This is a genomic window from Phaeacidiphilus oryzae TH49, assembly GCF_000744815.1.
Lineage (GTDB): Bacteria > Actinomycetota > Actinomycetes > Streptomycetales > Streptomycetaceae > Phaeacidiphilus > Phaeacidiphilus oryzae.
In genome coordinates this window covers 6,791,199-6,812,265 of the sequence record NZ_JQMQ01000005.1, presented here as the reverse complement: position 1 = coordinate 6,812,265, position 21,067 = coordinate 6,791,199, and the positions used below count along the sequence as shown (strand labels likewise).

The following is a 21,067-nucleotide window of genomic DNA, read 5'->3' as shown; positions in this document are numbered from 1 at the left end:
CGACACGTGATCGACCCTCAGGAGTTCGCCCGGCTGCGCGCCGAGGTCGAGGAGTGGGTGCGCGGCCCCGGCGAGGACTGGGCCGAGCGCATCGAGGAGACCGGTGAGGTCCCCGAGGAGCTGTGGACCGAGCTGAACGACCGCGGCTATCTGCGGATGGCCGCCCCGGTCGAGTACGGCGGGCGCGGGCTCGGCTTCGTCCAGTGGATGGAGCTGATGGACGTCTTCTCCCGCTCGCACGGCTCGGTCCGCATGATCGTCCACGTGGTGAACGGGATCTGGCGGGCCATGGACGGCCACGCCGACGAGGAGCAGCGCAAGCGGTTCGTCATCCCGGCGATCACCGGCGAGATCAAGGTGGCCTTCACCCTGACCGAGCCGGGCAACGGCACCGGCGCGGACATCACCACCTCGGTCGAGCGGGAGGGCGACACCTACTACCTCTCCGGCCGCAAGCACCTGATCACCTTCGGGGTGCGCTGCGACTACTGGCTGCTGCTGGCCCGGCTCGAGGGCAGCGCCGGCGGCGAGGGCACGGTCGCGCTGATGGTGCCGCGGGACGCGGCCGGGGTGACCGTCGAGGACACCTCCAACACCATGGGCGTCACCGGCACCGACCACGCCCGGCTGACCTTCGACCGGACGCCGGTGCCGGTGGGCAACCGGCTCGGGAGGGAGGGCGAGGGTCTCGAGGTCTTCCTCGGCGGCTTCCTCACCCCGTCCCGGATCTCGGTGGCGATGAGCTGCGTCGGCCTGGCCGCCCGGGCGCAGGAGCTGGCGGTCGGCTACGCGCGGGAGCGGGTGACCTTCGGGAAGGCGCTGGCGCAGCGGCAGGCGATCCAGTTCATGCTGGCCGAGAACCAGGCCGACATCGAGGCCGCGCGGCAGCTGGTGCTCCACGCGGCCCGGCGGTACGAGGAGGGGGCGGCGGACGCCTCGCTGCAGTCCTCGATGGCCAAGATGCACGCGGTGACCATGCTGACCGCGGTGACCGACAAGGCGCTGCAGGTGCACGGCGGTCTCGGCTACTGGAAGTCCGAGAAGATCGAGCGGGTCTACCGGGACGCGCGCGCCCAGCGTTTCGAGGAGGGCACCAACGAGATCCAGAAGACGGTGGTCTTCCGTGAGCTGCTGCGGGCGGCCGGTGGCCTGAAGGGGGCGGGCAGGTGACGGGGCGTCAGCAGCAGGGCGGGAAGGTCTCGCTGATCACCGGTGCCTCCCGGGGCATCGGCCGGGCACTGGCGCTGACCCTGGCCCGGGACGGCGGCACGGTCGTCGTCAACTACAAGAAGAACGCCGAGCTGGCCGAGAAGGTGGTCGGCGAGATCGAGGAGCTCGGCGGGCGCGGCTTCGCCGTGCGGGCGGACGTGGAGACGGTGGAGGGCGTGCGGTCGCTCTTCGACGCCGTCGCGGAGAAGGCCGGGCGGCTGGACGCCTTCGTCTCCAACGCGGCGGCCGCGGCCTTCAAGAACATCGTCGACGTCAAGCCGCACCACCTGGACCGGTCCTACGCGATGAACCTGCGGCCGTTCGTGCTGGGCGCGCAGGAGGCCGTGAAGCTGATGGACCGCGGCGGGCGGATCGTCGCGCTGTCCTCCTACGGATCCATCCGGGCGTATCCGACGTATGCGGCGCTGGGCGCGATGAAGGCCGCGATCGAGGCCTGGGTGCGGTACATGGCGGTGGAGTTCGCGCCGTACCGGATCAACGTGAACGCGGTGAACGGCGGGCTGATCGACTCCGACTCGCTGGAGTTCTTCTACGGCGTGCCGGGGATGCCGGAGATGGAGTCCGTGCTGGAGAAGATCCCGGCGGGACGGCCGGGCAGCGTGCAGGAGGTCGCGGACACGGTGGCGTTCCTCCTCGGCGAGGGCGCCGGGTACATCACCGGGCAGACGCTGGTGGTGGACGGCGGGCTGAGCGTGGTCGCGCCGCCGTACTTCGCCGACGCCGGGCCGGAGCTGGCGCTGCCGCCGCGGCCGCGGCGGGACGCGTAGCGGCGCGACGAGCGACCCCGAGACGAGGAGGAGGCCCCCGCATGCTCGACCAGGTGTTCCGACCGGGCGCGATCGGCGCGCTGCGACTGCCGCATCGCGTGCTGATGAGCGCCATGCACCTCAATCTGGAGGCCGCAGGCGACGGCGGCGCGGCGCTCGCGGCCTTCTACGCCGAGCGGGTGCGCGGCGGCGCCGGGCTGATCGTCACCGGCGGGGCGGCGGTCGCCCCGGAGGGGGCGGGCGGACCGGGGTACGCGGTGCTCACCGACGCGGGGGCGCGGCCGGTGCTGCGCGCCGTGGTGGAGGCCGTCCACGCGGCCGGCGGAACGGTCGCCCTTCAGCTGTTCCACGCCGGGCGGTACCGGCTGGGCGGGCCCGCGGTGGCGCCGTCGGCGGTGTACTCGCGGTTCACCCGGGACACCGCCACTGAATTGACGGACCATCAGATCCGGGCCGTGATAGGCGACTTCGCGCGGGGCGCGGAGCTGGCCCGGGAGCTCGGCTTCGACGGCGTCGAGGTGATGGGCTCCGAGGGGTACCTGATCAACCAGTTCACCGCGCCGGCCACCAACCGGCGGGAGGACGACTGGGGCGGGGATCCCGAGCGGCGGCGGCGCTTCCCGGTGGAGGTGCTGCGCGCGGTCCGGGCGGCGGTGGGGCCGGACTTCCCGGTGCTGTTCCGGATGTCGGGGGCGGACCTGGTGGAGGACGGCACGCCGGCGGCGGAGGTCGCCGCGCTCGCGGTGGCGCTGGCCGGTGCGGGGGCGGACGCGCTGGCGGTGGGGGTCGGCTGGCACGAGTCGCCGGTGCCTACGGTGCAGGCGGTGGTGCCGGGGGGCGCCTGGCTGCGGTATGCCGAGGCGGTGAAGCGCGCGCTGCGCGGGGCGGGGCACGGGGAGCTGCCGGTCGTCGCCTCCAACCGCTTCACCCGCCTCTCCGAGGTGGAGGAGGCGCTGTCCGGCGGCGGGGTCGACTTCGTCGCGCTGGCCCGGCCGTTCCTCGCCGATCCGGCGATCGTCGCCAAGACGCGGGCGGGCCGGGAGTCCTCAGTGGAGCTGTGCATCGCCTGCAACCAGGCCTGCATCGACCGCTCCTTCGGCGAGACCCCGGTCTCCTGCCTGGTGAACCCGCGCGCGGGCCGGGAGTTGGAGTTCCCCTCCCTGGAGTGGCGGCTGCCGGCGGACCGCGCCGGCTCCCTCCCGCCGGCGAGCGGGAGCCCGGGAGGCGGTCGGGGAACCCGGGGGCCGGTCGGGGGACCCAGCGAGCCGGTCTAGGGACCCAGCGGCGGCGGTTTGCCGTGATCGGGCCGGGCCCGCCGGGCTGGAGGCGGCTCGGGGGTTTGCGCGGCTTGGGTGTGCGGTGACCGTCTTCGAAGCTCGGTCGGAGGCCGGCGGGCAGTTCCTGATGGCCGGGCGGGTGCCCGGCAAGGAGGCGTACGGGGACGCGGTGGCGCATCGGGTGCGGGAGTTGGCGGAGCTCGGGGTCGAGCTGCGACTCGGCCGGCGGATCGGGTGGGGGGACCTCGCCGAGTTGCGGGGGTTCGACGGGGCCGTGCTGGCCAGCGGGGTGCTGCCGCGGCGGCCGGCGATTCCCGGCACCGCGCTCGACCACGTCGTGGACTACCAGCAGGCGCTCGCGGATCCGGCCGCGCTCGGCGAGCGGGTGGTGGTGATCGGCGGCGGCGGGATCGCGGTCGACGTCGCCCATCTGCTGACGAGCCCTCAGGAGAAGGGCGGCGTCGAGCGGTTCTTCGCGGAGTACGGGATCGGGGAGGCCGGGCTCGGCGCCCCGGCCGGCCCGGTGCGGCCGGCCCGGGCCGCGCGCAGGGTGACGGTGGTGCGCCGCTCCGGGCGGGTCGGCGCCGGGATCGGGGCGAGTACCAAGTGGGTGCAGCTGGCCGCGCTGCGGGCGCGGGGGGTGGAGACGGTGACCGGGGTCGGGTACCGGGAGATCACCGCCGAGGGGGTGGTGGTCGTGGACGCCGCGAGCGGAACGGAGCGGCTGCTGCCCGCGGACAGCGTGGTGGTCGCCGCCGGGCAGGAACCGCAGCTCGCGGCGACGGAGGTGCTGGAGGCGGCCGGGATCCCGTTCCGGGTGGCCGGCGGTGCGGCCTCGACCGAGCGGCTGAACGCGGTCCGGGCCACCACCGAGGGGATCGAGGCGGCGTACGCCCTGACGGCCGGCGGCGGCTGAGGTGCCCCGGCCCGCCGCACCCACGGGCGGGCGGCCGTCCGGCGACAGCGGAGAGCCGGCCCAGTGCGAAGAACGAAGAACGAAGAACGCCAACGGAGACTCAGGAGGACAGACCCGTGTCGAGCAATAACCAGGTCCAGGTGGTGGTGACGGGCATCGGCGCCGTCACCCCGGTGGGCAACGACCGGGAGAGCACCTGGCAGGCGCTGCTCGCCGGGCGGTCCGGCGTCGGCCCGATCACCCGCTTCGACGCGGCCGGGCTCGGCCTGCCGACCACCATCGCCGCCGAGGTCAAGGACTTCGATCCGGCCGGGTTCCTGGACCGCAAGCGGCAGCGCCGCTCGGCCAGGTTCTCCCAGCTGGCGGTCGCCGCGGCCCGGGAGGCCGTCGCGGACGCCGGGGTCGAGGCGGGCGGCACCGTGGACGGCACCCGGCTGGGCGTCATCGTGAACAACGCGGTGGCCGGGATGGACGGCGTCGAGCAGGCCGTGGACACCATGCACGCCGACCCGCGGCAGGTCTCCCCGTACTTCGTCTCCTCGGTGATCCCGAACATGCCCGCCTGCGAGGTGGCGATCGACGTCGGCGCCCACGGGCCCGTCAACGCCTCGGCGCTGGCCTGCGCCAGCGGGATCCACGCGCTGCTTGAGGGCAAGCGGCTGATCCAGTCCGGCGAGGCGGACGTGGTGATCGCGGGCGGGACGGACTCGGCGATCACCCCGGTGATGTTCACCGGGCTCTCCAACATGGGCGCGCTGTCCCGGCGGAACGACGACCCGACCCGGGCCTCCCGGCCGTTCGACGCCGACCGGGACGGGTTCGTCTTCGGCGAGGGCGCGGTGATCACCGTGCTGGAGTCGGCCGAGCATGCCAGGGCGCGCGGGGCCCGGGCCTACGCCGAGGTCGTCGGCGGCGCGCTGACCTCGGACGCCTTCCACGTCAGCGCCCCGGACCCGTCCGGCGAGCACGCCACCCGGGCGATGCGGCTGGCGCTGCGGAACACCGGCACCGCGCCGGGGGACGTGGACTACATCTGCGCCCACGGCACCTCGACCCGGATCAACGACCTCGCCGAGACCAAGGCGATCCGCGCCGCCTACGGCGCCGACGCCTACGACCTGCTGGTCAGCTCGCCGAAGTCGATGGTGGGTCATCTGATCGGCGCCGCGGGCGCGTTGAGCGCCATGGTCAGCGCGCTGGCCATCCGGGACGGCGTGGTCCCGCCGACGATCAACCTGGAGACCCCCGGCGAGGAGTGCGACCTCGACTACGTGCCCAACGAGGCGCGGAAGAGCGAGGTGCGGACCGCGGCGGTGAACGCGTTCGGCTTCGGCGGCCAGAACTGCGTGGCCGTGCTGCGGGCAGTCTGAGCGCCCGGCGCGCTCACCCTTGGATGTACGAAGAAGGATCGACGAGATGGCTACCACCTACGACCCGGCCGGCTTCCGGTCGGTGTTCGAGCAGAACTTCACCTACGCGGCCGGCTTCCGGCGCAACACCCACCGGTACCCGCGGTCGACCGCGATGTCCGACCCGGAGACCGGCCGCAGCTGGACCTACGCCGAACTCGGCGCGGACGTCGACCGGTTGGCGGCGGCGCTGGCCGGGGCCGGGGTCCGGGAGGGCGACCTCCTCGCCTTCCAGCTGCTGAACGGGCCCGAGTTCGCGCTGCTGTGGCTGGCCGCGCAGCGGATGGGCGCGGTGGCCTCGCCGGTCAACTTCCGCCTGGCGCCGGGCGAGACGGCGCATGTGCTGACCACCGGGGAACCCCGGGTCTTCGTCTACGACACCTCGGTCGGCGAGGAGGCGGGCCGGGCACTGGCGCTGGCCGGGGACGCCGGCCGGCCCGCGCTGCTGGTGCACGCCGGGCCGGCGGACGGCCGGGTGCTGGACGGCTCGGTGGACTTCTGGGAGCTGCTGGGGCGGGGCGACGGGCTGCCCGCGCCGGCGGAGCCGAGCGGCGGGATCTACGCCGAGACCACGCGGCTGTACACCTCGGGGACGACCGGGATGCCGAAGGGCGTGCCGCTGAACAACGCCACCGAGGTGCTCTCGGCGCACGACGTCATCATGCACTTCCCGCTCTCGCCGGAGGACCGCACCCTCAACATGACGCCGTGGTTCCACCGCGGCGGGCTCTACTCGGGCGGGCCGAACCCGGTCTTCTACGTGGGCGGCGAGGTGGTGCCGCTGCGGCACTTCGACCCCGACCGGGTGCTGGATCTGGTGGAGGAGCGCCGGCTGACCTTCCTGATCGGCGCGCCGACCAACCTGGAGCGGCTGGCGGACGCGCAGCAGGCCCGGCCGCGCGACCTGTCCTCGCTGCGCGGGGTGGTGACCATGGGCGCGCCGCTGGAGCGAGCGGCCTGCCTGCGCTACCAGGAGCTGCTGACGCCCCGGATCTTCAACGGCTACGGCACCACCGAGGCGTTCTGGAACACCTTCCTGCGGCCGGCCGACCTGCCGGAGCACGCCGGCAGCGCGGGACGGGCCTGCACGGACGACGACGTGCGGGTGGTCCGGGTGTACGAGGGCCGGCGGGCGGCGGCCGACGACCTGGCGGCCAAGGACGGGCAGGAGGTCGGCGAGGTGATCGTCCGCTCCCCCAAGTCCGGTTACGGGTACGCCGGCCGGCCGGAGGAGGAGGCGGAGAACTTCCGGGACGGCTGGCTGTACATCGGCGACCTGGCCACCTGGGACGAGGACGAGTACGTCACCGTGGTCGGGCGGCGGGACGACATGATCCTCTCCGGCGGCGAGAACGTCCATCCCGTGCAGGTCGAGGAGGTGCTCAACGAGCTGCCCGGGGTGGCGGACTCGGCGGTGGTGGGCGCACCGGACCCGGAGTGGGGCCAGCTGGTGACGGCCTATGTGGTCCGCCGGGACCCGGAGTTGACGGCGGCCGACTGCGAGAAGCACTGCCGGGCGCACCCGATGCTGGCCGCGTACAAGCGGCCGCGGGCGTACCGGTTCGTGGACGCGCTGCCGACCACCTCCACCGGCAAGAAGATCCACTACCAGCTGCGCGAGCGCGCCGCGCGGGAGGCGCGGGAGGGGCTGCTGGAGCGGGTGCCGAGCGGGCGGGGGTGAGGCGGGGGTGCGGCGGGAGTGAGCCGGGGTGCGGCGGCGGCCACTCATTGGCATATGCCGGAGGAATGTCGGGCCCGAATTGGACGGAATCGGTTACGGCCCGGGGTCGACTGTGCCATTGTTCTGGGTATGCAGCAGCCGACCTGCGAGCCGTCGAGAGACGGTCGTCCCGACCGCTCCGGCACGGTTCGCGCGCTGCTTCGGCAGACGCGCCGACTGCGCACCGAACTCGGCGACGCCCGGCGGGTGACCGCTCCCGGCGGGAGCGATCTGGACCGCTGGCGACGCGCGGTCTACGACCTGGCGGACCGTCAACTACGGGACCTCTCCGGCTACTTGGGCGAGCTGTCGGAGGAGGCCCAGGACGAGCCCGAGGCCTCCGGGCCGTCCGATGAGGATGCGGCTGAGCACGCCGAGCCGGCCGAGCCCGCCGAGGCGGCCGCCGGGGACGGCCACCAGGCCTCCCGCCTCCCGCAGGGGCCGTCGGCGCCTGCCGGGCGCGCCCGGCTGACCGCCGCGGAGCTGGCCGCCGCCCCCTCGCCCGCCGAGGTGCGCCGGCTCGGCCGGCTCGGCAGCGCCGAGTGGGACCTCGTCCAGGACCGGGTGGTCTGGTCCCCCGAGACCTACCGGCTGCTCGGCCGCGAGGAGGAGGACGGCCCGCTGACGCTCGACCAGCTGCCGGCCCACCTCTTCCCCGAGGACCAGCAGCGCTTCGCCACGATGGTCACCGCCTCGCTGGTGGACGGCCGCGCGCTGGACGGCGAGCTGCGGGTCACTCGGCTCGACGGCACCGTCCGCACCCTCCACTGCGTGGGCGAGCCGGTGCCCGCCGAGGACGGCACCTTCCGCTCGCTCTGGATGCTGCTCCGGGACGTCTCCGAACTCCGCCGCGACCAGCGCTCGCTGCGCGAGACCCGGGAGGCGCTGGTCCGTGAGCGCCGCAGCGCCCGCGCCGAACTCCGGCGCACCGTCGAGCTCCAGCAGGCGGTGCTGCCCTCCTGGCCGCGCCCCCACCGCCGGATGGCCGGCCTCGAACTGGCCGGCGACTACCTCCCCTCCAGCGCCCTCGACCGGGTCGGCGGAGACTGGTACGACGCCCTCACCCTGCCGGACGGGGACGTCCTCCTCACCTTCGGCGGAGTCGGCGGCCACGGCCCGGAGGCCGCCGCCGCGATGGCCGGGGTACGCGCCTCGCTGCGCGCGGTGGCGGCGGGCGGGGCCCGCCCCTCCGCGGTCCTCTCCGCCGTGGACCTGCTCCTCGCGACCTCCACCGCTCAGGACTCCTGCACCGCCCAGGAACCGGACGCCCGGCTGGCCTCGGCGCTGTGCCTGCGGTACCGGCCCCGCACCCGGATGCTGAGCTGGTCTCGCGCCGGCCATCCGGCGCCGCTGCTGTTCCGCCCCGGCGCGCGCGGCGTCCTGCGGGCCGTGCCGCTGGACCGCCTCGGCGGTCGCGCCGGGGGCGCCCGGAGTGCCCAGGAGGACAGCAACGGGCCGCTGCTCGGCACGGCGCTCCCGCACGGCGGCGGCTATCCGCCGCTGCGCGTCCGGCTGCGCCCGGGCGACCTCCTGCTCTGCCACCCCGACGGCCTGCTGCGCGGCCGGTCCCGGCACCCCGACTGGCGGTTGGAGCGGCTGCTCGCCCTGGCGCCGGCGCTCGGCCGGGATCCCGGCGCGAGGCACTGCCTCGAACTGGCCCGGGCGGCGCTGCTGACGCCGACCGGTGAAGCGGCCGCGACGGAGCACCCTGCCTCGGGCTCCGACGACGACCTGTGCCTGCTGGCGGTGCGGGTTCGCTAGCGCCGGCCGGCGCCCCGGCCGCCGTCAGATCACCTGCGGACGGCCGGCCGGGATCGCCGTGCGGATCTGCTCGCGGAGCTCGCGGACCTCCGGATCCTGCTGGAAGCGGCCGGTCAGCCGGTACATCTGGCGCAGCCGGTCCCTGGTGCGGTGCGAGGACATCTCACGGGTGGCGTTGAGCGCCAGCTTGGCGTAGTTGCCGGCCTGCTCGGGCTCGTCGGAGAGGTAGTAGGCGGAGGCCACCGACAGGTAGTCGAAGAGCTTGGACCGCTCGTACTCGCTGTTCTCGCGCAGCCCGATGGCCTGCTCGCCGTGGAAGCGGGCGAGCGCGGCGGCCGACGGGTCGTGCTCGGCGAGGGTGCGGTAGGTCAGCGCCTCCATCCCGTGGAGGTCCGCCTCGTTGAAGAACTGGAGCCAGTCCGGGCCGGGCTCGCCGCGGTCCGCGGCGAACAGGTCCTCGGCCTCGCCGAGGGTCCGGCGGGTGGCCTGGGAGTGGCCGAGCGAGGCGTGCGCCCAGGCCTCCACCGTGCGCAGCATGGCGCGGGTGCGGGGCAGGGTGTCGTCCCCGCTGCGGGCCTCGGCGACCCGCATGATGTCCAGCGCGTCGTCGGCCCGGCCCAGGTGGACCATCTGGCGGGCGGCGCGGGAGAGCGCCTCGCCGGCCCGGGGGCGGTCGTCGGCCTGGCGGGCCGCGTGCACCGCCATCACGAAGTAGTGCTGCGCGGTCGGTTCCATGCCGACGTCGTGCGACATCCAGCCGGCCAGCACCGAGAGGTTGGCCGCCACCGTCCACAGCCGGCGGGCCAGGTGCGGCGGGTGACTGTACGTCAGCATCCCGCTGACCTCGTTGAGTTGGCCGATCACGGCCTTCCGCTGGAGGCCGCCGCCACGGGCGGCGTCCCAGGCCCGGAAGACCAGCACCGAGCGCTCCAGCGCGTCCACCTCGTCGGAGCCGACCGGCCCCGCGGCGTACAGGTCGTCGGCGGCGATGGCCTGGACGTCCCGGCCGGCCCGGCGGGCGGTGGGGACGCTGCCGCGCGCCGAGGCGCGGCCGGCCATCCAGTCGTGCAGGGGGGCGGCGATAGAGGTGCCGGCGACGAGTCCGGCGCTCGCCCCCATCAGTCCACGTCGGTTGAGCATGAGGTCCATTCCCGTGAATTCGGTGAGGACCTCGGCGGTGCGCCGCGGTTCGGGCTGCCAGATCAGCTCGGGCGGCAGCTCGGTCGCCTCGGGGTCGCCTTCCTGCTCCCCCTCGGCGCCGGGCTCCGCGCCCGTCGCGTCTCCGGCAGCGGCTGCTGCTCCTGCGTTGCGTGCGCTTCGCGCCTGCGCTGCTGAACCCGACAGCCGTGTTCGACGCTGGAACCCGAGGTCCTCGATGGTCACGACACGGCCGAGCCGCTCGGTGAACAGGGCAGCCAGCACCCTCGGCACGGGATCGCGCGGGATCTCCCCGCGCTCCATCCAGCGCCTTACCCGCGAGGTGTCGGTGGACAGCTGCTGCTGCCCGATCGCGGCACCGCGTCGGTTGACCATCCGGGCCAGCTCGCCCTTCGACCATCCGGTCAGGGCGAACAGGTCCGCGAGTCGGGTGTTGGGTCCCTTGGTCACGTCAAGCCCCCAGGTTCCTCGGCACCTTAGAGACTAACGGGCTGTCATGTGCCAAGCGAGCATTCGCCAGGCTTCGCCAGGGTCCGCCAGCTGTTGTGCCATGGCCGGTCCGGTGTGGTGTAGAAGTGCGCCTTCCCGGTCATCACCGGACTTCGGCCGAGAAACCGTTGGAGAACGGCAACAACCAGCGGGTTCAAGGCCGGCAGCTCGGGACTGGCCGCCGGTGGCAGGAGCTCCGCGAGGGGCTCCGGCGGCCGGCGGAACGGGGGTGGCGTGAGGGGTGGCGCGGTACTCGCGCTACGGATGCGGCCCCCGCCGGGCGGCATCCGGGGAACCGTCAGGGGCCCCTCCCCGTAGGGCCGTTCGGGACGGTCCGCCGCATTCCCCAGGGTGCGGCGGCCGCCGCCCCGGGCCGGCCGTACGGGGCGGGTGCCCCCGGCGGCGACCGAGCGCGCGGACCGCGCCGCCCCGGCCGGGACGGCGGGCGCCGTACGGGACATCCACTCCCGTGCGGGGCCCTCCGGCCGGGCTCATGGCCGGACCTGTCGGCGGCTCGTCGAGCCGACAGCCCGTCAACAGCCAGAAAGGGACCCGGAATCCCCCATGTATGTGAAGAACGCCGCGACACCTCCCCTCTCACCCTCCCGCCCCGGTCCGCGCAACGACCGGCAGGGCCCCGGCACCGGGCGCACCGCCCCCGGCGCCGCAAGCGCCGCGGCCTCCGCCGCGGCCTCCGCCGCGGCCTCCGCCTCCGCCGAGGGGGTCGCCCCCGCCCACGGGGGTCTGCTGCGCGCCCCCGCGGCGCGTCCCTCCGGCGGTCTTCGGTCGCCCGCGGGGCCCCAGGTCCCCGTCCCGCCGCCCGCCCAACACCCTTACGGGGCCCCGCGGCTGTCGCCGCAGCGGCTCCAGCCGCAGATCCGTCCGCACGGGCAGCCGCACGGCCAGCAGCACGGTCAGCCGCAGCTCCAGCAGCGGGGGCGGCAGACCGCGGCGATCGGCCAGGTGGTCGGGGTGGCCACGGCGCGGGCCCGTCCGCTCGGCCCGGCCGCCACCCGGCCCGAGGTCGCCCGCCGGGAGGCCGCGCGTCTCGAGGCCGCGGCCGAGCGCTCCCCCGCGGTGCGCCAGGCGGTCCAGGCCGTGCGGCGGATATGTCCCGCGTTCGTGCCGCGCCAGCTGCTGCGGGAGAACGCCACCCACATTCTGATCGGCGGCAGCGCCGGCCGTACCCCGGTGGTCGCCAAGTGCCTGGCCGAGCCGGCCCGGCTGGCGGACGACGGGGCCGCCGAGCGCTTCCGGCACGAGATCGCGGCCTACCGGGCCTTCGTCCGGCGGCGGCCGCCGGTGCGGCTCTCCAAGCTGGTGGCGGCCGACACCGAGCGGTGCGTGCTGGTGCTTGAGCGGGTGCCGGGCCGGCCGGCCGCGCTGGAGCGGCACCCGGCCAACGCGCCCACCCCGGGCGAGGTCAGGGCCGTGCTCGGCAGCGTGCGGGCGCTCAATCTGTGGCAGCCGCCGTCCGGACAGTTCGAGATGATGCTGGACTACCCGGCGGAGATCGCCCGGTTCCATGCGCTCGGTCTCCTCACCGACCGGGACGCCGGGGACCTCCGCCAGCTCCTCCACGGGGTCGCCCAGTCGCAGCCGCAGTTCTGCCACGGAGACGCACTGCTGTGCAACGCGCTGCTGGCCCCGTCGGGTCCGGTGCTGATGGACTGGGAGCGGGCCGGCTGGTACCTCCCGGGCTACGACCTGGCCGTGCTCTGGGCGGTGCTCGCGGGGGACACCGCCGCTCGTCGGCAGATCAGCCAGCTGGCGCAGGCCAGCGGCACGGTGCAGCGGGACGCCTTCCTGGTCAACCTGCTGCTGGTGCTGATGCGCGAGATCCGGATGCACGACGATCCGGCCGCCGGCGAGGAGCAGCGGATCCTGCTCCGCCGGCTCCAGGAGGACGCGGCACTCGCCCGCAAGGCGATCCGCGCCGCCGTCGGGACGCGGTGACGCCGGCGGTCGGCGACGAGCCGGCCCGGTCCGAGTCCGAGTCCGAGTCCGAGTCCGAGTCCGGGTCCGAATCCCGGTCCCGATCCCGGTCCGCATCCGCGTCCTAGTCCGCACGAGACGGGGTCCGACGCCCTCCCGGACCCTGTGGCCCGCGTGCCGCCCTTCAGCCGGCGGCGGCGTTCCGCTCGCGGAAGGCGCCCGGAGTCAGCCCGGCCCGCCGGGTGAAGAACTTCCCGAAGTTGGTCGGCTCGCTGAAGCCCAGTCCCCGGGCGATCACGGCGACCGGCAGCTCGGTGTGCGCCAGCAGGCGCTTCGCCTCCAGCTCGACGCGGGCGTCGATCAGTTCCTTGGGGCCGCGCCCGGTCGCGGCCCGGCAGGCCCGGGTGAGGGTCTTCTGCGAGTAGCCGAGGCGTGCGGCGTACTCATGGGCGTTGCGGGTGGCCGCGAAGTCGCGCTCCAGCTCCCGCTGGAAGGATCGGAAGACGTCGCCGCCGGCCGCGGGATCGCTGCCCGGCGGCCGGGGCAGCCGGGCGACCCGCAGCAGCAGCGCCGCCAGCAGCTGCCGCAGCAGCTCGACGGTGAGAGCGGGCTCCGCCGGGTTCCGGGGCTCGGGGTCGGCCGGGCCGGTCAGAAGGGCGTACTCGGCCGCGATCTCCGCCATGGCGCGGGCGATCCCCTCGCGGTGCGGCGGCTCCAGCGACCAGGCCGCCGGGGCGAAGGCATCGTCGAGCACCACCCGCACGGCCGCCGGCCGCGGTGCGAAGGCCGGGGTGAAGAGGAGCAGCGTGCCGTCCAGGTCGGCCGGCCGGCCGTCGGGGCCGAGGGGGAAGCGCTGCACCTGTCCCGGCCGCAGATGCAGCAGGGTGCCCGGGGCGACGGGGTGGCGGACGAAGTCGATCAGCGCCGTGCCCCTACCCCGGGTGACGTGGAAGAACTGGTGGAAGTCCGGGCGGCTGGGCGCGGCCAGCACCCGCGGGCGGAGCCGCCGGGCCAGCTCGCCGTAGCCGAGCACCTCCAGTCCGACTCCGGGGCGGGCCGGATTCCGGTAGGGGATCTCGACGACCTCGGCCTCGTGTCCAGGAATGACCATAGCGAGGGCCGACTCTACCTCGTCCCCTCCCTTCTGGCAGCGGATGCTGGAAGAGGTCCGGCAGGGTGCCGGGCCTTGAGGGAGACGAGAATCACCATGCCTTACGCAACCGTCGACGGCGCCCGGCTGTACTTCGAGGACACCGGCGGCAGCGGCCCGGTGGTGGCCTTCAGCCACGGCAACCTGATGGACGGCCGGATGTGGCAGCCCCAACTCGAGGCCCTGGCCGAGGAGTTCCGCTGCATCAGCTGGGACGCGCGACTGCACGGCCGGACCGAGGACGACGGCGCCCGCTACACCTACTGGGACTCCGCCCGGGACCTGCTGGGCCTCCTCGACCATCTGGGGGTGCGGCGGGCCGCCCTGGTCGGCCACTCGCAGGGCGGCTTCCTGTCGCTCCGCGCGGCGCTCCTCGCGCCCGAGCGGGTGCGGGCGCTGGCCCTGATCGACAGCGCGGCGGTGGCCTGGCCGCCGGAGGCGCTGAAGCAGATGGGCGGGGTCGCGGACGGCTTCCGGCAGGCCGGCCCGGAGGCGGTGGCTCCGGAGCTGCTGGGACTGCTGTTCGGGCAGCCGCCCGCGCGGCCCGCCGACGGGGCCGGCAGTCCCCCGGACCGCCTCTCGGGACTGTCCGGGGAGTGGCTCGCCAGGTGGCGCGAGCAGCCCAGGGAGCGGCTGGCGGAGGCGGTCCGGGTGCTGATGGGGGTGGACGGCATAGCGGACCGGCTGCCGGAGATCACCGCTCCGGCCCTGGTCGTCCACGGCCAGGAGGACCGGCCGGTGCCGCTCCCCCTGGGCGTGATGCTGGCCGAGACCCTTCCCGCCGCGCTGCCGCCGGTCGTCCTCCCCGGCGCCGGCCACACCCCCAACCTCACCCACCCCGGGCAGGTGACCGAGGCGCTGACGGGGTTCCTCCGCGCCCACGCCGGCTGACCGGGCCGGCTGACCGTGGCCGGCTGACCGTGGCCGCCGGACCGGGCCGGCTCCGGCCGGCACAACGGCCGGGAGCAGGACGGGGGCGTCAGCCGAGGTTCAGGGCGTTCGCCCCGGCCGTGGCGAGGGTGGCCGACTCGTCGGGGAGGTAGAGGCGGGCGGCCAGCAGGTCGCGGAGGTGGCGTTCCAGCGGATGGGTGCGGCTGACGCCGTCCGGGCCCGCGGTACGGGCGGCGAGGGAGCCGATGGCGGTCGCGTTGCGCAGGGCGAGGGCGCCGGCCGCGCCGCAGCGGGCGATCGCGTCCGGGCGGCCGCGGTCGACGGCCGCCGCCAGGGCGTCCAGGGCATCCTCGGCCGCGCCCAGTCGGGCGTCCAACTCCCCTACCGCGACCAGGAGTTCACGTTCCCGGCGGCCGGTGGGGCGGACCGCGGAGAGCAGCGCCTCGCGGGCCGAGCGGGCCGCGCCCAGGAAGATCGCGGGCAGCGCCAGCGCGCGCCAGGCCCGGCTCAGCGCCTGCTGCCCGGGCTCCAGCCGGGCGGCGGCCGCGTCCGGGGGGACGGCCACCCGGTCCACCAGCACATCGTGCGGGGCCGCCGCGCGCAGGCCCACCGGGTCGGCGGTCGGATCGACCGAGAGCCCGGGGGAATCGGCCGGGACGAGGAACAGATCCGGCTCGGGGGAGGCGGGTTGGCGGGCCGTCACGGGGCCGGTGTGGTCCGCGGGCGGCGCGTCCGCCGGTTCCGGCAGGGCGCGCAGCAGCAGCCAGCCGAGGGCCTCGGAGCCGACCACTCCGGAGCGCCGGCCGTTGAGCATCCGCCCGCCGTCCGGGTCCGCGGCGGCGGTCACCTGGGGCTCGGCGCCCGGCCTGGCGCAGAGGAGGCCGACCGGGGCGGAGCCGTGCTCGGCGTCGGCCAGCACCGCCTGGTAGAGCTGGTCGCCCCAGCGGTCGGTGCGGGCCTGCTCGGCGTGGAAGAGGAGGGTGCCCGCGGTGATCAGCGCCACCGAGGGGTCGCCGGAGCCGAGTTCGCGCAGCACCCGCACGGTGTCGGCGAGGCCGGCCCCGGGACCGTCGTAGCGGCGGCCGATCGTCGCGCCGGCGAGTCCGCTCTCGTGGACCACCTCGACGCCCTGGTAGGGGTAGGCCGCCTCGGCGTCCTGCTCGCCGGCGCGGGCCGCCAGCAGGTCCACCACCCGGGCGAGCCCGCCGAGGCCGCCGAAGGCGCCGGACTCGAGCAGCGACTCCGCGGCCGGCTCCACCGCGCCGGCGCCCAGCGTCCCGAACCCGTTGCGGACCGCGCCGCCGGGGACCGCCGCCGCCGCGGCCGCCGCCGCGGAGGCACGCCGGCGCCGCCCGGCGGACGGCCGCGAGGGCGCGTGCGGCTCCGAACCCGACTCCGCATGCGGCTGCGCATACGACTCCGCATGCGGTGGCGGGGACGGCTGCTGACGGGACGTCATACGGCGGTGCTCCCTCTCTCTGCGGGCGGCTGCGGGGGCGCGCGCCGGCTCAGCCCTTCTGGAACATGTCCTTGGGCAGCGGCTTGAGGAGCTGGTAGAGGTCCTCGGCGATGGGGCGCTCCCAGGAGGCGATGGTGACCTGGACCCCGTCGCTGCGGTCGAAGCGGACGCAGGCCATCCGCTCCTCGGAGAGCTTGATCCGGGTGACGATCAGCAGGTCGTCGCCGAGCATCACCGGAAGGTCCTCGGTGCCGCTGACCTCGATCTCCTCCTCGCCGAGCCCGACCGCCTCCAGCAGCTGGCGCACCTCGAAGGGGACGCCGTCCTCCGGGTCCCGGGCCGGGGAGCCGTCCGGGAGGTTGCCGATCAGCATCGCGGGCCCGCGGTTGCCGAAGAGGTCGTAGCGCAGGAACACGCCCTGGCAGGAACCGTCGGGGCCGGCGAGCAGCGCGGCACCGAAGAGGCCAGGCCAGTCGCCCGGGTCCATGGCGAGGACGTCGAAGTCGGGTCCGGCGGGCGTGCTGGAGCGGCGGCGGAGAAAGGCCATGCGGGACATCGTACGGGTCCGGCCGGGGGGCGGACGACGCAGGTCACCCCGGGCGCGCCCGGCGTGGCGGGGGGTTTCGGGACGGTCCGGACCGCTTCGCCGAAGACGGTTGACGCTTCATCCACCCGACGATTACCGTCGCAACCCCTGTCGAAGCGTGAAAGATGTGGGAGCGCTCAGCGCTCACGGCACTCACGGTCCGCGCGACCCGGCACACCCGCCGCCGCGGACCGGCTCGCGACCTCGCCGCGTGGGGGCGAGCGGGGCGCGAGTGACCCTCTCGGGAGCGGGTGTCCTGCCAGGGCCGGGAGGGTACGCGATGGCGCCGCGCCGGCCGCGTGGGGGCGGTGGCGCGGCGCCATTCGCCTGCCGCTGGGGCTTCCGCTGCCGTGCGCGGGGGCTTCGCGCCGTGCGCGTCATCCGCCGCGCGTCATTCATCGCGCGTCCTGCGTCCTGCCTCGCGCGTCACGCGGCGCGCGTCATTGATCGCGCGTCCTGCGTCCTGCCTCACGCGGCGGCCGTCGCGTGGCGGGCCACGCGTCACGCGGCGGGCGTCGCGCGGCGGGCGTCGCGCGGCGGGCGTCGCGCGGCGGGCGTCGCGCGCCGTGCGCGTCAGGTGAGGTCGAATTCGCCGTCGCGGGCGCCCAGGACGAAGGCGCGCCATTCGGCCGGAGTGAAGACCAGCGAGGGGCCCTCCGGGTTCTTGCCGTCACGCATCGCGATATAGCCCTCCACAAAGGCGATCTGAACATCGCCGATCCCCTGGCTGCTGGACAGCCACTCCGCTCGGCTGAGGTCCAGCTGCGGCTTGCGGCCCTCGTCCAGATCCGCGAATGCCCGGTCCACGTCCCGCTCCTCCCGTCCGTGCGCACTGCTAGCGAATACCGCTTGCCGGGCCAGCGTAACGGCGGCCCGGGGCCGGGAGGAGACCTGTGCGCGGATCCCGACCGGATCAGCCGAAACGCTTGACACGCCGTCACGCCCAGTTCGCTCGCGAATCGTCAGGGCTTCTCCGATCCGACGATCCACATCGAGAAGAACTGCGCCCCGCCGCCGTAGGCGTGGCCCATCGCGGTGCGGGCCCCGTCGATCTGGTGCTCGCCGGCCTCGCCGCGGACCTGGAGCGCCGCCTCGGCGAAGCGGATCATCCCCGAGGCGCCGATCGGGTTGCTGGAGAGCACCCCGCCGGAGGGGTTGACCGGCAGGTCGCCGTCCATCGCGGTGACCCCGGCCTCGACCAGCTTCCAGCCCTCCCCCGGTTCGCAGAAGCCCAGGTTCTCCAGCCACATCGGCTCGTACCAGGAGAAGGGGACGTACATCTCCACCGCGTCGATCTGCCGGCGCGGGTCGGTGATCCCGGCCTGCCGGTAGAGGTCGGCCGCGCAGTCCCGGCCGGCCTGCGGGGAGACGTAGTCCTTGCCGGCGAAGATGGTCGGCTCACTGCGCATCGCCCCGGCCAGCACCCACGCCGGCGGGCGGGGGGCCCGGCGCGCGCCCTCCTCCCCGGTGAGGACCAGGGCGCAGGCGCCGTCCGAGGAGGGGCAGGTCTCCGAGTAGCGGATCGGGTCCCAGAGCATCGGGGAGGTCCGCACCTGCTCCAGGGTCAGCTTGTGGTCCTGCACATGGGCCTTGGGGTTCTTCAGCGCGTTCCGCCGGTCCTTGAAGGCCACCAGCGAGCCGATGTGGTCCGGCGCCCCGGTGCGCCGCATGTACGCCCGGACGTGCGGGGCGAAGAAGCCGCCCGCCCCGGCGGTCAGCGGGGCCTGGAACGGGACCGGCAGCGAGAGGCCCCACATCGCGTTGGACTCCGACTGCTTCTCGAAGGCCACCGTGAGCACGGTGCCGTGGATCCCGGCCGCGACCAGGTTGGTGGCGACCAGCGTGGTGGACCCGCCCACCGAGCCCGCCGTGTGCACCCGGAACATCGGCTTGCCGACCGCGCCCAGCGCGTCCGCCAGGTACAGCTCGGGCATCATCACGCCCTCGAAGAAGTCCGGGGCCTTGCCGATCACCACCGCGTCGACCTCCGCCCAGGTCAACTCGGCGTCGTCGAGCGCGCGCTGGGCGGCCTCGCGGAGGAGTCCGGCGATCGAGACGTCGCGCCGGGCGGCGACGTGCTTGGTCTGGCCGACGCCGACGACGGCCACCGGTCGCTTGCTGCTCGTTGTGCTGCCGGCTGCCGGACTCATGACGGCTCCCCTTCCAGGACGGCGACCAGGTTCTGCTGAAGGCAGGGGCCGGAGGTGGCGTGGGCCAGGGCCCGCCGGGACTCGCCCCGGTGGATCCGGGCGGCGGCCTCCCCGATCCGGATCAGGCCCGCGGCCATCATCGGATTGGCCGCGAGCGCCCCGCCGGACGGGTTCACCACCACGCCACCGGCACCGCCGCCCGGTCCGCCGTCCAGACCAAGTGCCTGACGGAGGATCAACTCCTGTGCGGTGAAAGGCGCGTGCAGTTCCGCGGTGTCGATGGGCCCGGCCGCGGACTCCTCGAAGGCGCCGGCCCGCTCGGCCGCGAGCCGGGTGGACGGGGAGTCGGTGAGGTCCCGGGAGCCCGGCTGATGGGACTCGATCCGGTGGTCGATGCCGCGGATCCAGGCGGGGGTCCTGCCCTCCCCGCAGAGCCGGCGGGCGGTGTCCCCGGCGGCGAGGACGACGGCGGCCGCGCCGTCGCCGATCGGCGGGCAGTCGTGCGCCCGCAGCGGCTGCATCAGGTAGTCCCGGCCGAGCAGTTCCGAGGCGTCCGGGCTGCCGCGCAGCTGGGCGTGCGGATTGGCGGCCTCGGCGGCGCGCCGGCTGCGGACGGCCACCTCGGCGAGGGCCTTCTCGTCGGCCCGGCCGGCGTCGATCAGCGCCTGGGCCTGGAGGGCGGCCAGCGAGACCGGGTCGGCCCAGAGCGGGGCGAGGAGGTAGGGGTCGAGCTGGCGGGTCAGCACCTCGCGGAGGTCGCCGGGGGACGACTTGCCGTAGCCGTAGACCAGCGCGGTCTCGGCCTCGCCCATCCGGAGCTTGACCCAGGCCTCGTAGAGCGCCCAGGCACCGTCCATCTCCACGTGCGACTCGGAGATCGGCGGCCAGGCGCCGACCCCGTCCAGCGTCATGGTGAAGGAGAACGGCCGGCCGGCCAGGTAGTCGGCCGAGCCGGAGCAGGTGAAGTCGATCTCGTGGGCCTTGCGGCCGACCTGGCCGAGCACCTCCTGCACCACCGGCATGACCATCTCCACCTCGGAGAGCTCATCGGTGTCGCGCAGGTGGTCGCTCTGGGCGAAGGCCACCACCGCCACCTCGGGCAGGCTCATCACATCCACCTCCGGTAGGTCTCGGGGTCGGCGTCGGGTTCGCCGCTGGGGACGAAGTGGCTGATCGCGGCGGAGGTGGTCTGCCCGGCGTACCGGTCGTCCCAGACCGCCGCCACCCGCTGGCCGATGTGCACCTCGTCGTAGGGGACACCGCCGATCCGGGCGTGGAGGCCGACGTGGGCGCCGTCCAGCAGCACGTAGGCGTAGCAGTAGGGCACCTCGATGTCGAGGCCCTTGGCCGCGATGTTGACGATGCAGAAGGTGGTGATGGTGCCACTGGTGGGCAGCTCGACCGGCTCGGAGGTGGCGGTGCCGCAGGTGGGGCAGGCGCCGCGCGGGGGGATGTAGACCCTGGTGCACTCCGGGCAGCGCTCGGCGAGCACCCTGCCCTCGGCGAAGCCGCGGAGGTAGCGGGTCTGGGCCCGGCCCGGGTGGTAGACGTAGTCCAGCCGCGCCGGGATCGTGGCCTGGGTGACGGGGTCCTCGAACTCCGGTGCGGCGGCAGGCTGCCGCGACTCGGCGCCGGGCGACTCGGCGCCGGGCGACTCCGCGCCGGGCGACTCCGCGCCGGGCGGCTCGGCCGTGAGCGGCTCGAAGCACTCGATGTCGGTGATCGCCCCCGTGCGCTCCCCCTCCGGGCGGAAGCGGGCGCGGACCCGCATCCCGGTGCTGACGGCGGCGGCCTCCGGCGCGTCCAGGGCGTGCAGCAGGGCGGTGTCCGCGCCGTCCAGCCGCACCAGCACCCAGGCGAACGGCTGCCGCAGCGGATGGTTGCGGCTGGGCTTCGGGTTCCACGCCCAGGTGGTGACGGTGCCGGTGGGCGGCAGGGCGACCAGCTCGCGCAGCGCCTCGGCGGTGACCGGGTCGTACTCGGCCGGCGGGACGTGCACCCGGCCGTCGCTGCCCCGGCTGCCGAGGACGAGGCCCTCGCGCAGGCCGGTGAGGAAGGCGCCGAGGACGGGGCCGGTGGAGCGGGTGAAGGGGAACTCCACCACCAGTGGGGCGCTGAGCAGTTCGGGCTCGGCAGAACTGGAACTCGTTGCAGTGGGCGGGTTCATGA

General features: G+C 75.0%; 17 protein-coding genes. 9 read left to right on the top strand and 8 right to left on the bottom strand.

Features of this window, described 5'->3' with window-relative positions; all coding sequences use genetic code 11:
• Positions 1–6: 6 nt before the first annotated feature.
• The 7 genes from BS73_RS33980 to BS73_RS33950 all read left to right on the top strand — a co-directional run bounded on the left by BS73_RS33980 (position 7) and on the right by BS73_RS33950 (position 9,080).
• A complete protein-coding gene (locus BS73_RS33980; RefSeq protein WP_037578170.1) occupies positions 7–1,170 on the top strand; it encodes an acyl-CoA dehydrogenase family protein in 1,164 nt (387 codons plus the stop codon).
• Positions 1,167–1,997 (top strand): 1-cyclohexenylcarbonyl-CoA reductase, encoded by an 831-nt coding sequence (gene chcA / locus BS73_RS33975; RefSeq protein WP_037578169.1) that lies wholly within the window; start codon positions 1,167–1,169, stop codon positions 1,995–1,997. Before BS73_RS33980 ends, chcA begins: the two co-directional genes overlap by 4 nt.
• A gap of 41 nt (positions 1,998–2,038) precedes the next feature.
• Complete coding sequence (locus BS73_RS36905) at positions 2,039–3,271, top strand: oxidoreductase (protein WP_084704570.1); 1,233 nt, start codon at positions 2,039–2,041, stop codon at positions 3,269–3,271.
• An 85-nt stretch (positions 3,272–3,356) separates the two neighbouring features.
• Positions 3,357–4,190: an FAD-dependent oxidoreductase gene (locus tag BS73_RS36900; protein ID WP_037578168.1), complete on the top strand. Its 834-nt coding sequence runs from the start codon at positions 3,357–3,359 to the stop codon at positions 4,188–4,190.
• Positions 4,191–4,333: 143 nt separating this feature from the next.
• Positions 4,334–5,560, top strand: coding sequence for a beta-ketoacyl-ACP synthase II (gene fabF / locus BS73_RS33960; protein WP_037582465.1), 1,227 nt, complete (start codon positions 4,334–4,336; stop codon positions 5,558–5,560).
• Positions 5,561–5,606: 46 nt separating this feature from the next.
• Positions 5,607–7,280, top strand: coding sequence for a class I adenylate-forming enzyme family protein (locus tag BS73_RS33955; RefSeq protein WP_037578167.1), 1,674 nt, complete (start codon positions 5,607–5,609; stop codon positions 7,278–7,280).
• A 129-nt stretch (positions 7,281–7,409) separates the two neighbouring features.
• Positions 7,410–9,080, top strand: coding sequence for a PP2C family protein-serine/threonine phosphatase (locus BS73_RS33950; RefSeq protein WP_152617823.1), 1,671 nt, complete (start codon positions 7,410–7,412; stop codon positions 9,078–9,080).
• 24 nt (positions 9,081–9,104) lie between these two features.
• Here the strand turns inward: BS73_RS33950 and BS73_RS33945 are convergent, their stop codons facing one another.
• The gene (locus BS73_RS33945; RefSeq protein WP_037578166.1) at positions 9,105–10,688 is read right to left on the bottom strand and encodes a hypothetical protein; all 1,584 of its coding nucleotides are present in this window, start codon (positions 10,686–10,688) and stop codon (positions 9,105–9,107) included.
• Positions 10,689–11,291: 603 nt separating this feature from the next.
• Here BS73_RS33945 and BS73_RS41070 point away from each other — a divergent pair.
• Positions 11,292–12,683, top strand: coding sequence for an aminoglycoside phosphotransferase family protein (locus BS73_RS41070; RefSeq protein WP_200886760.1), 1,392 nt, complete (start codon positions 11,292–11,294; stop codon positions 12,681–12,683).
• Between the two features lie 163 nt (positions 12,684–12,846).
• Here BS73_RS41070 and BS73_RS33935 read toward each other — a convergent pair whose 3' ends face one another.
• The gene (locus BS73_RS33935) at positions 12,847–13,773 is read right to left on the bottom strand and encodes an AraC family transcriptional regulator (protein ID WP_037578164.1); all 927 of its coding nucleotides are present in this window, start codon (positions 13,771–13,773) and stop codon (positions 12,847–12,849) included.
• Between the two features lie 96 nt (positions 13,774–13,869).
• On the opposite strand from BS73_RS33935, the gene BS73_RS33930 reads away from it, so the two are divergent.
• The gene (locus BS73_RS33930; RefSeq protein WP_037578162.1) at positions 13,870–14,703 is read left to right on the top strand and encodes an alpha/beta fold hydrolase; all 834 of its coding nucleotides are present in this window, start codon (positions 13,870–13,872) and stop codon (positions 14,701–14,703) included.
• Positions 14,704–14,791: 88 nt separating this feature from the next.
• Here the strand turns inward: BS73_RS33930 and BS73_RS33925 are convergent, their stop codons facing one another.
• The 6 genes from BS73_RS33925 to BS73_RS33900 all read right to left on the bottom strand — a co-directional run bounded on the left by BS73_RS33925 (position 14,792) and on the right by BS73_RS33900 (position 21,065).
• Positions 14,792–16,162: an acyl-CoA dehydrogenase family protein gene (locus BS73_RS33925; RefSeq protein ID WP_037578160.1), complete on the bottom strand. Its 1,371-nt coding sequence runs from the start codon at positions 16,160–16,162 to the stop codon at positions 14,792–14,794.
• Between the two features lie 49 nt (positions 16,163–16,211).
• Positions 16,212–16,709 carry a hypothetical protein gene (locus BS73_RS33920; protein WP_037578158.1) on the bottom strand — a complete coding sequence of 166 codons (498 nt, stop codon included), beginning with the start codon at positions 16,707–16,709 and terminating at the stop codon, positions 16,212–16,214.
• 612 nt (positions 16,710–17,321) lie between these two features.
• Positions 17,322–17,555 (bottom strand): DUF397 domain-containing protein, encoded by a 234-nt coding sequence (locus BS73_RS33915; RefSeq protein ID WP_051941317.1) that lies wholly within the window; start codon positions 17,553–17,555, stop codon positions 17,322–17,324.
• Positions 17,556–17,710: 155 nt separating this feature from the next.
• The gene (locus BS73_RS33910) at positions 17,711–18,898 is read right to left on the bottom strand and encodes a thiolase domain-containing protein (protein WP_037578157.1); all 1,188 of its coding nucleotides are present in this window, start codon (positions 18,896–18,898) and stop codon (positions 17,711–17,713) included.
• A complete protein-coding gene (locus tag BS73_RS33905; RefSeq protein ID WP_037578155.1) occupies positions 18,895–20,007 on the bottom strand; it encodes a thiolase domain-containing protein in 1,113 nt (370 codons plus the stop codon). The genes BS73_RS33910 and BS73_RS33905 overlap by 4 nt, the downstream gene beginning before the upstream one ends.
• Entirely contained in the window at positions 20,007–21,065 is a 1,059-nt protein-coding gene (locus BS73_RS33900; protein ID WP_051941316.1) for a Zn-ribbon domain-containing OB-fold protein, read from the bottom strand. Before BS73_RS33900 ends, BS73_RS33905 begins: the two co-directional genes overlap by 1 nt.
• Positions 21,066–21,067 lie beyond the last annotated feature (2 nt).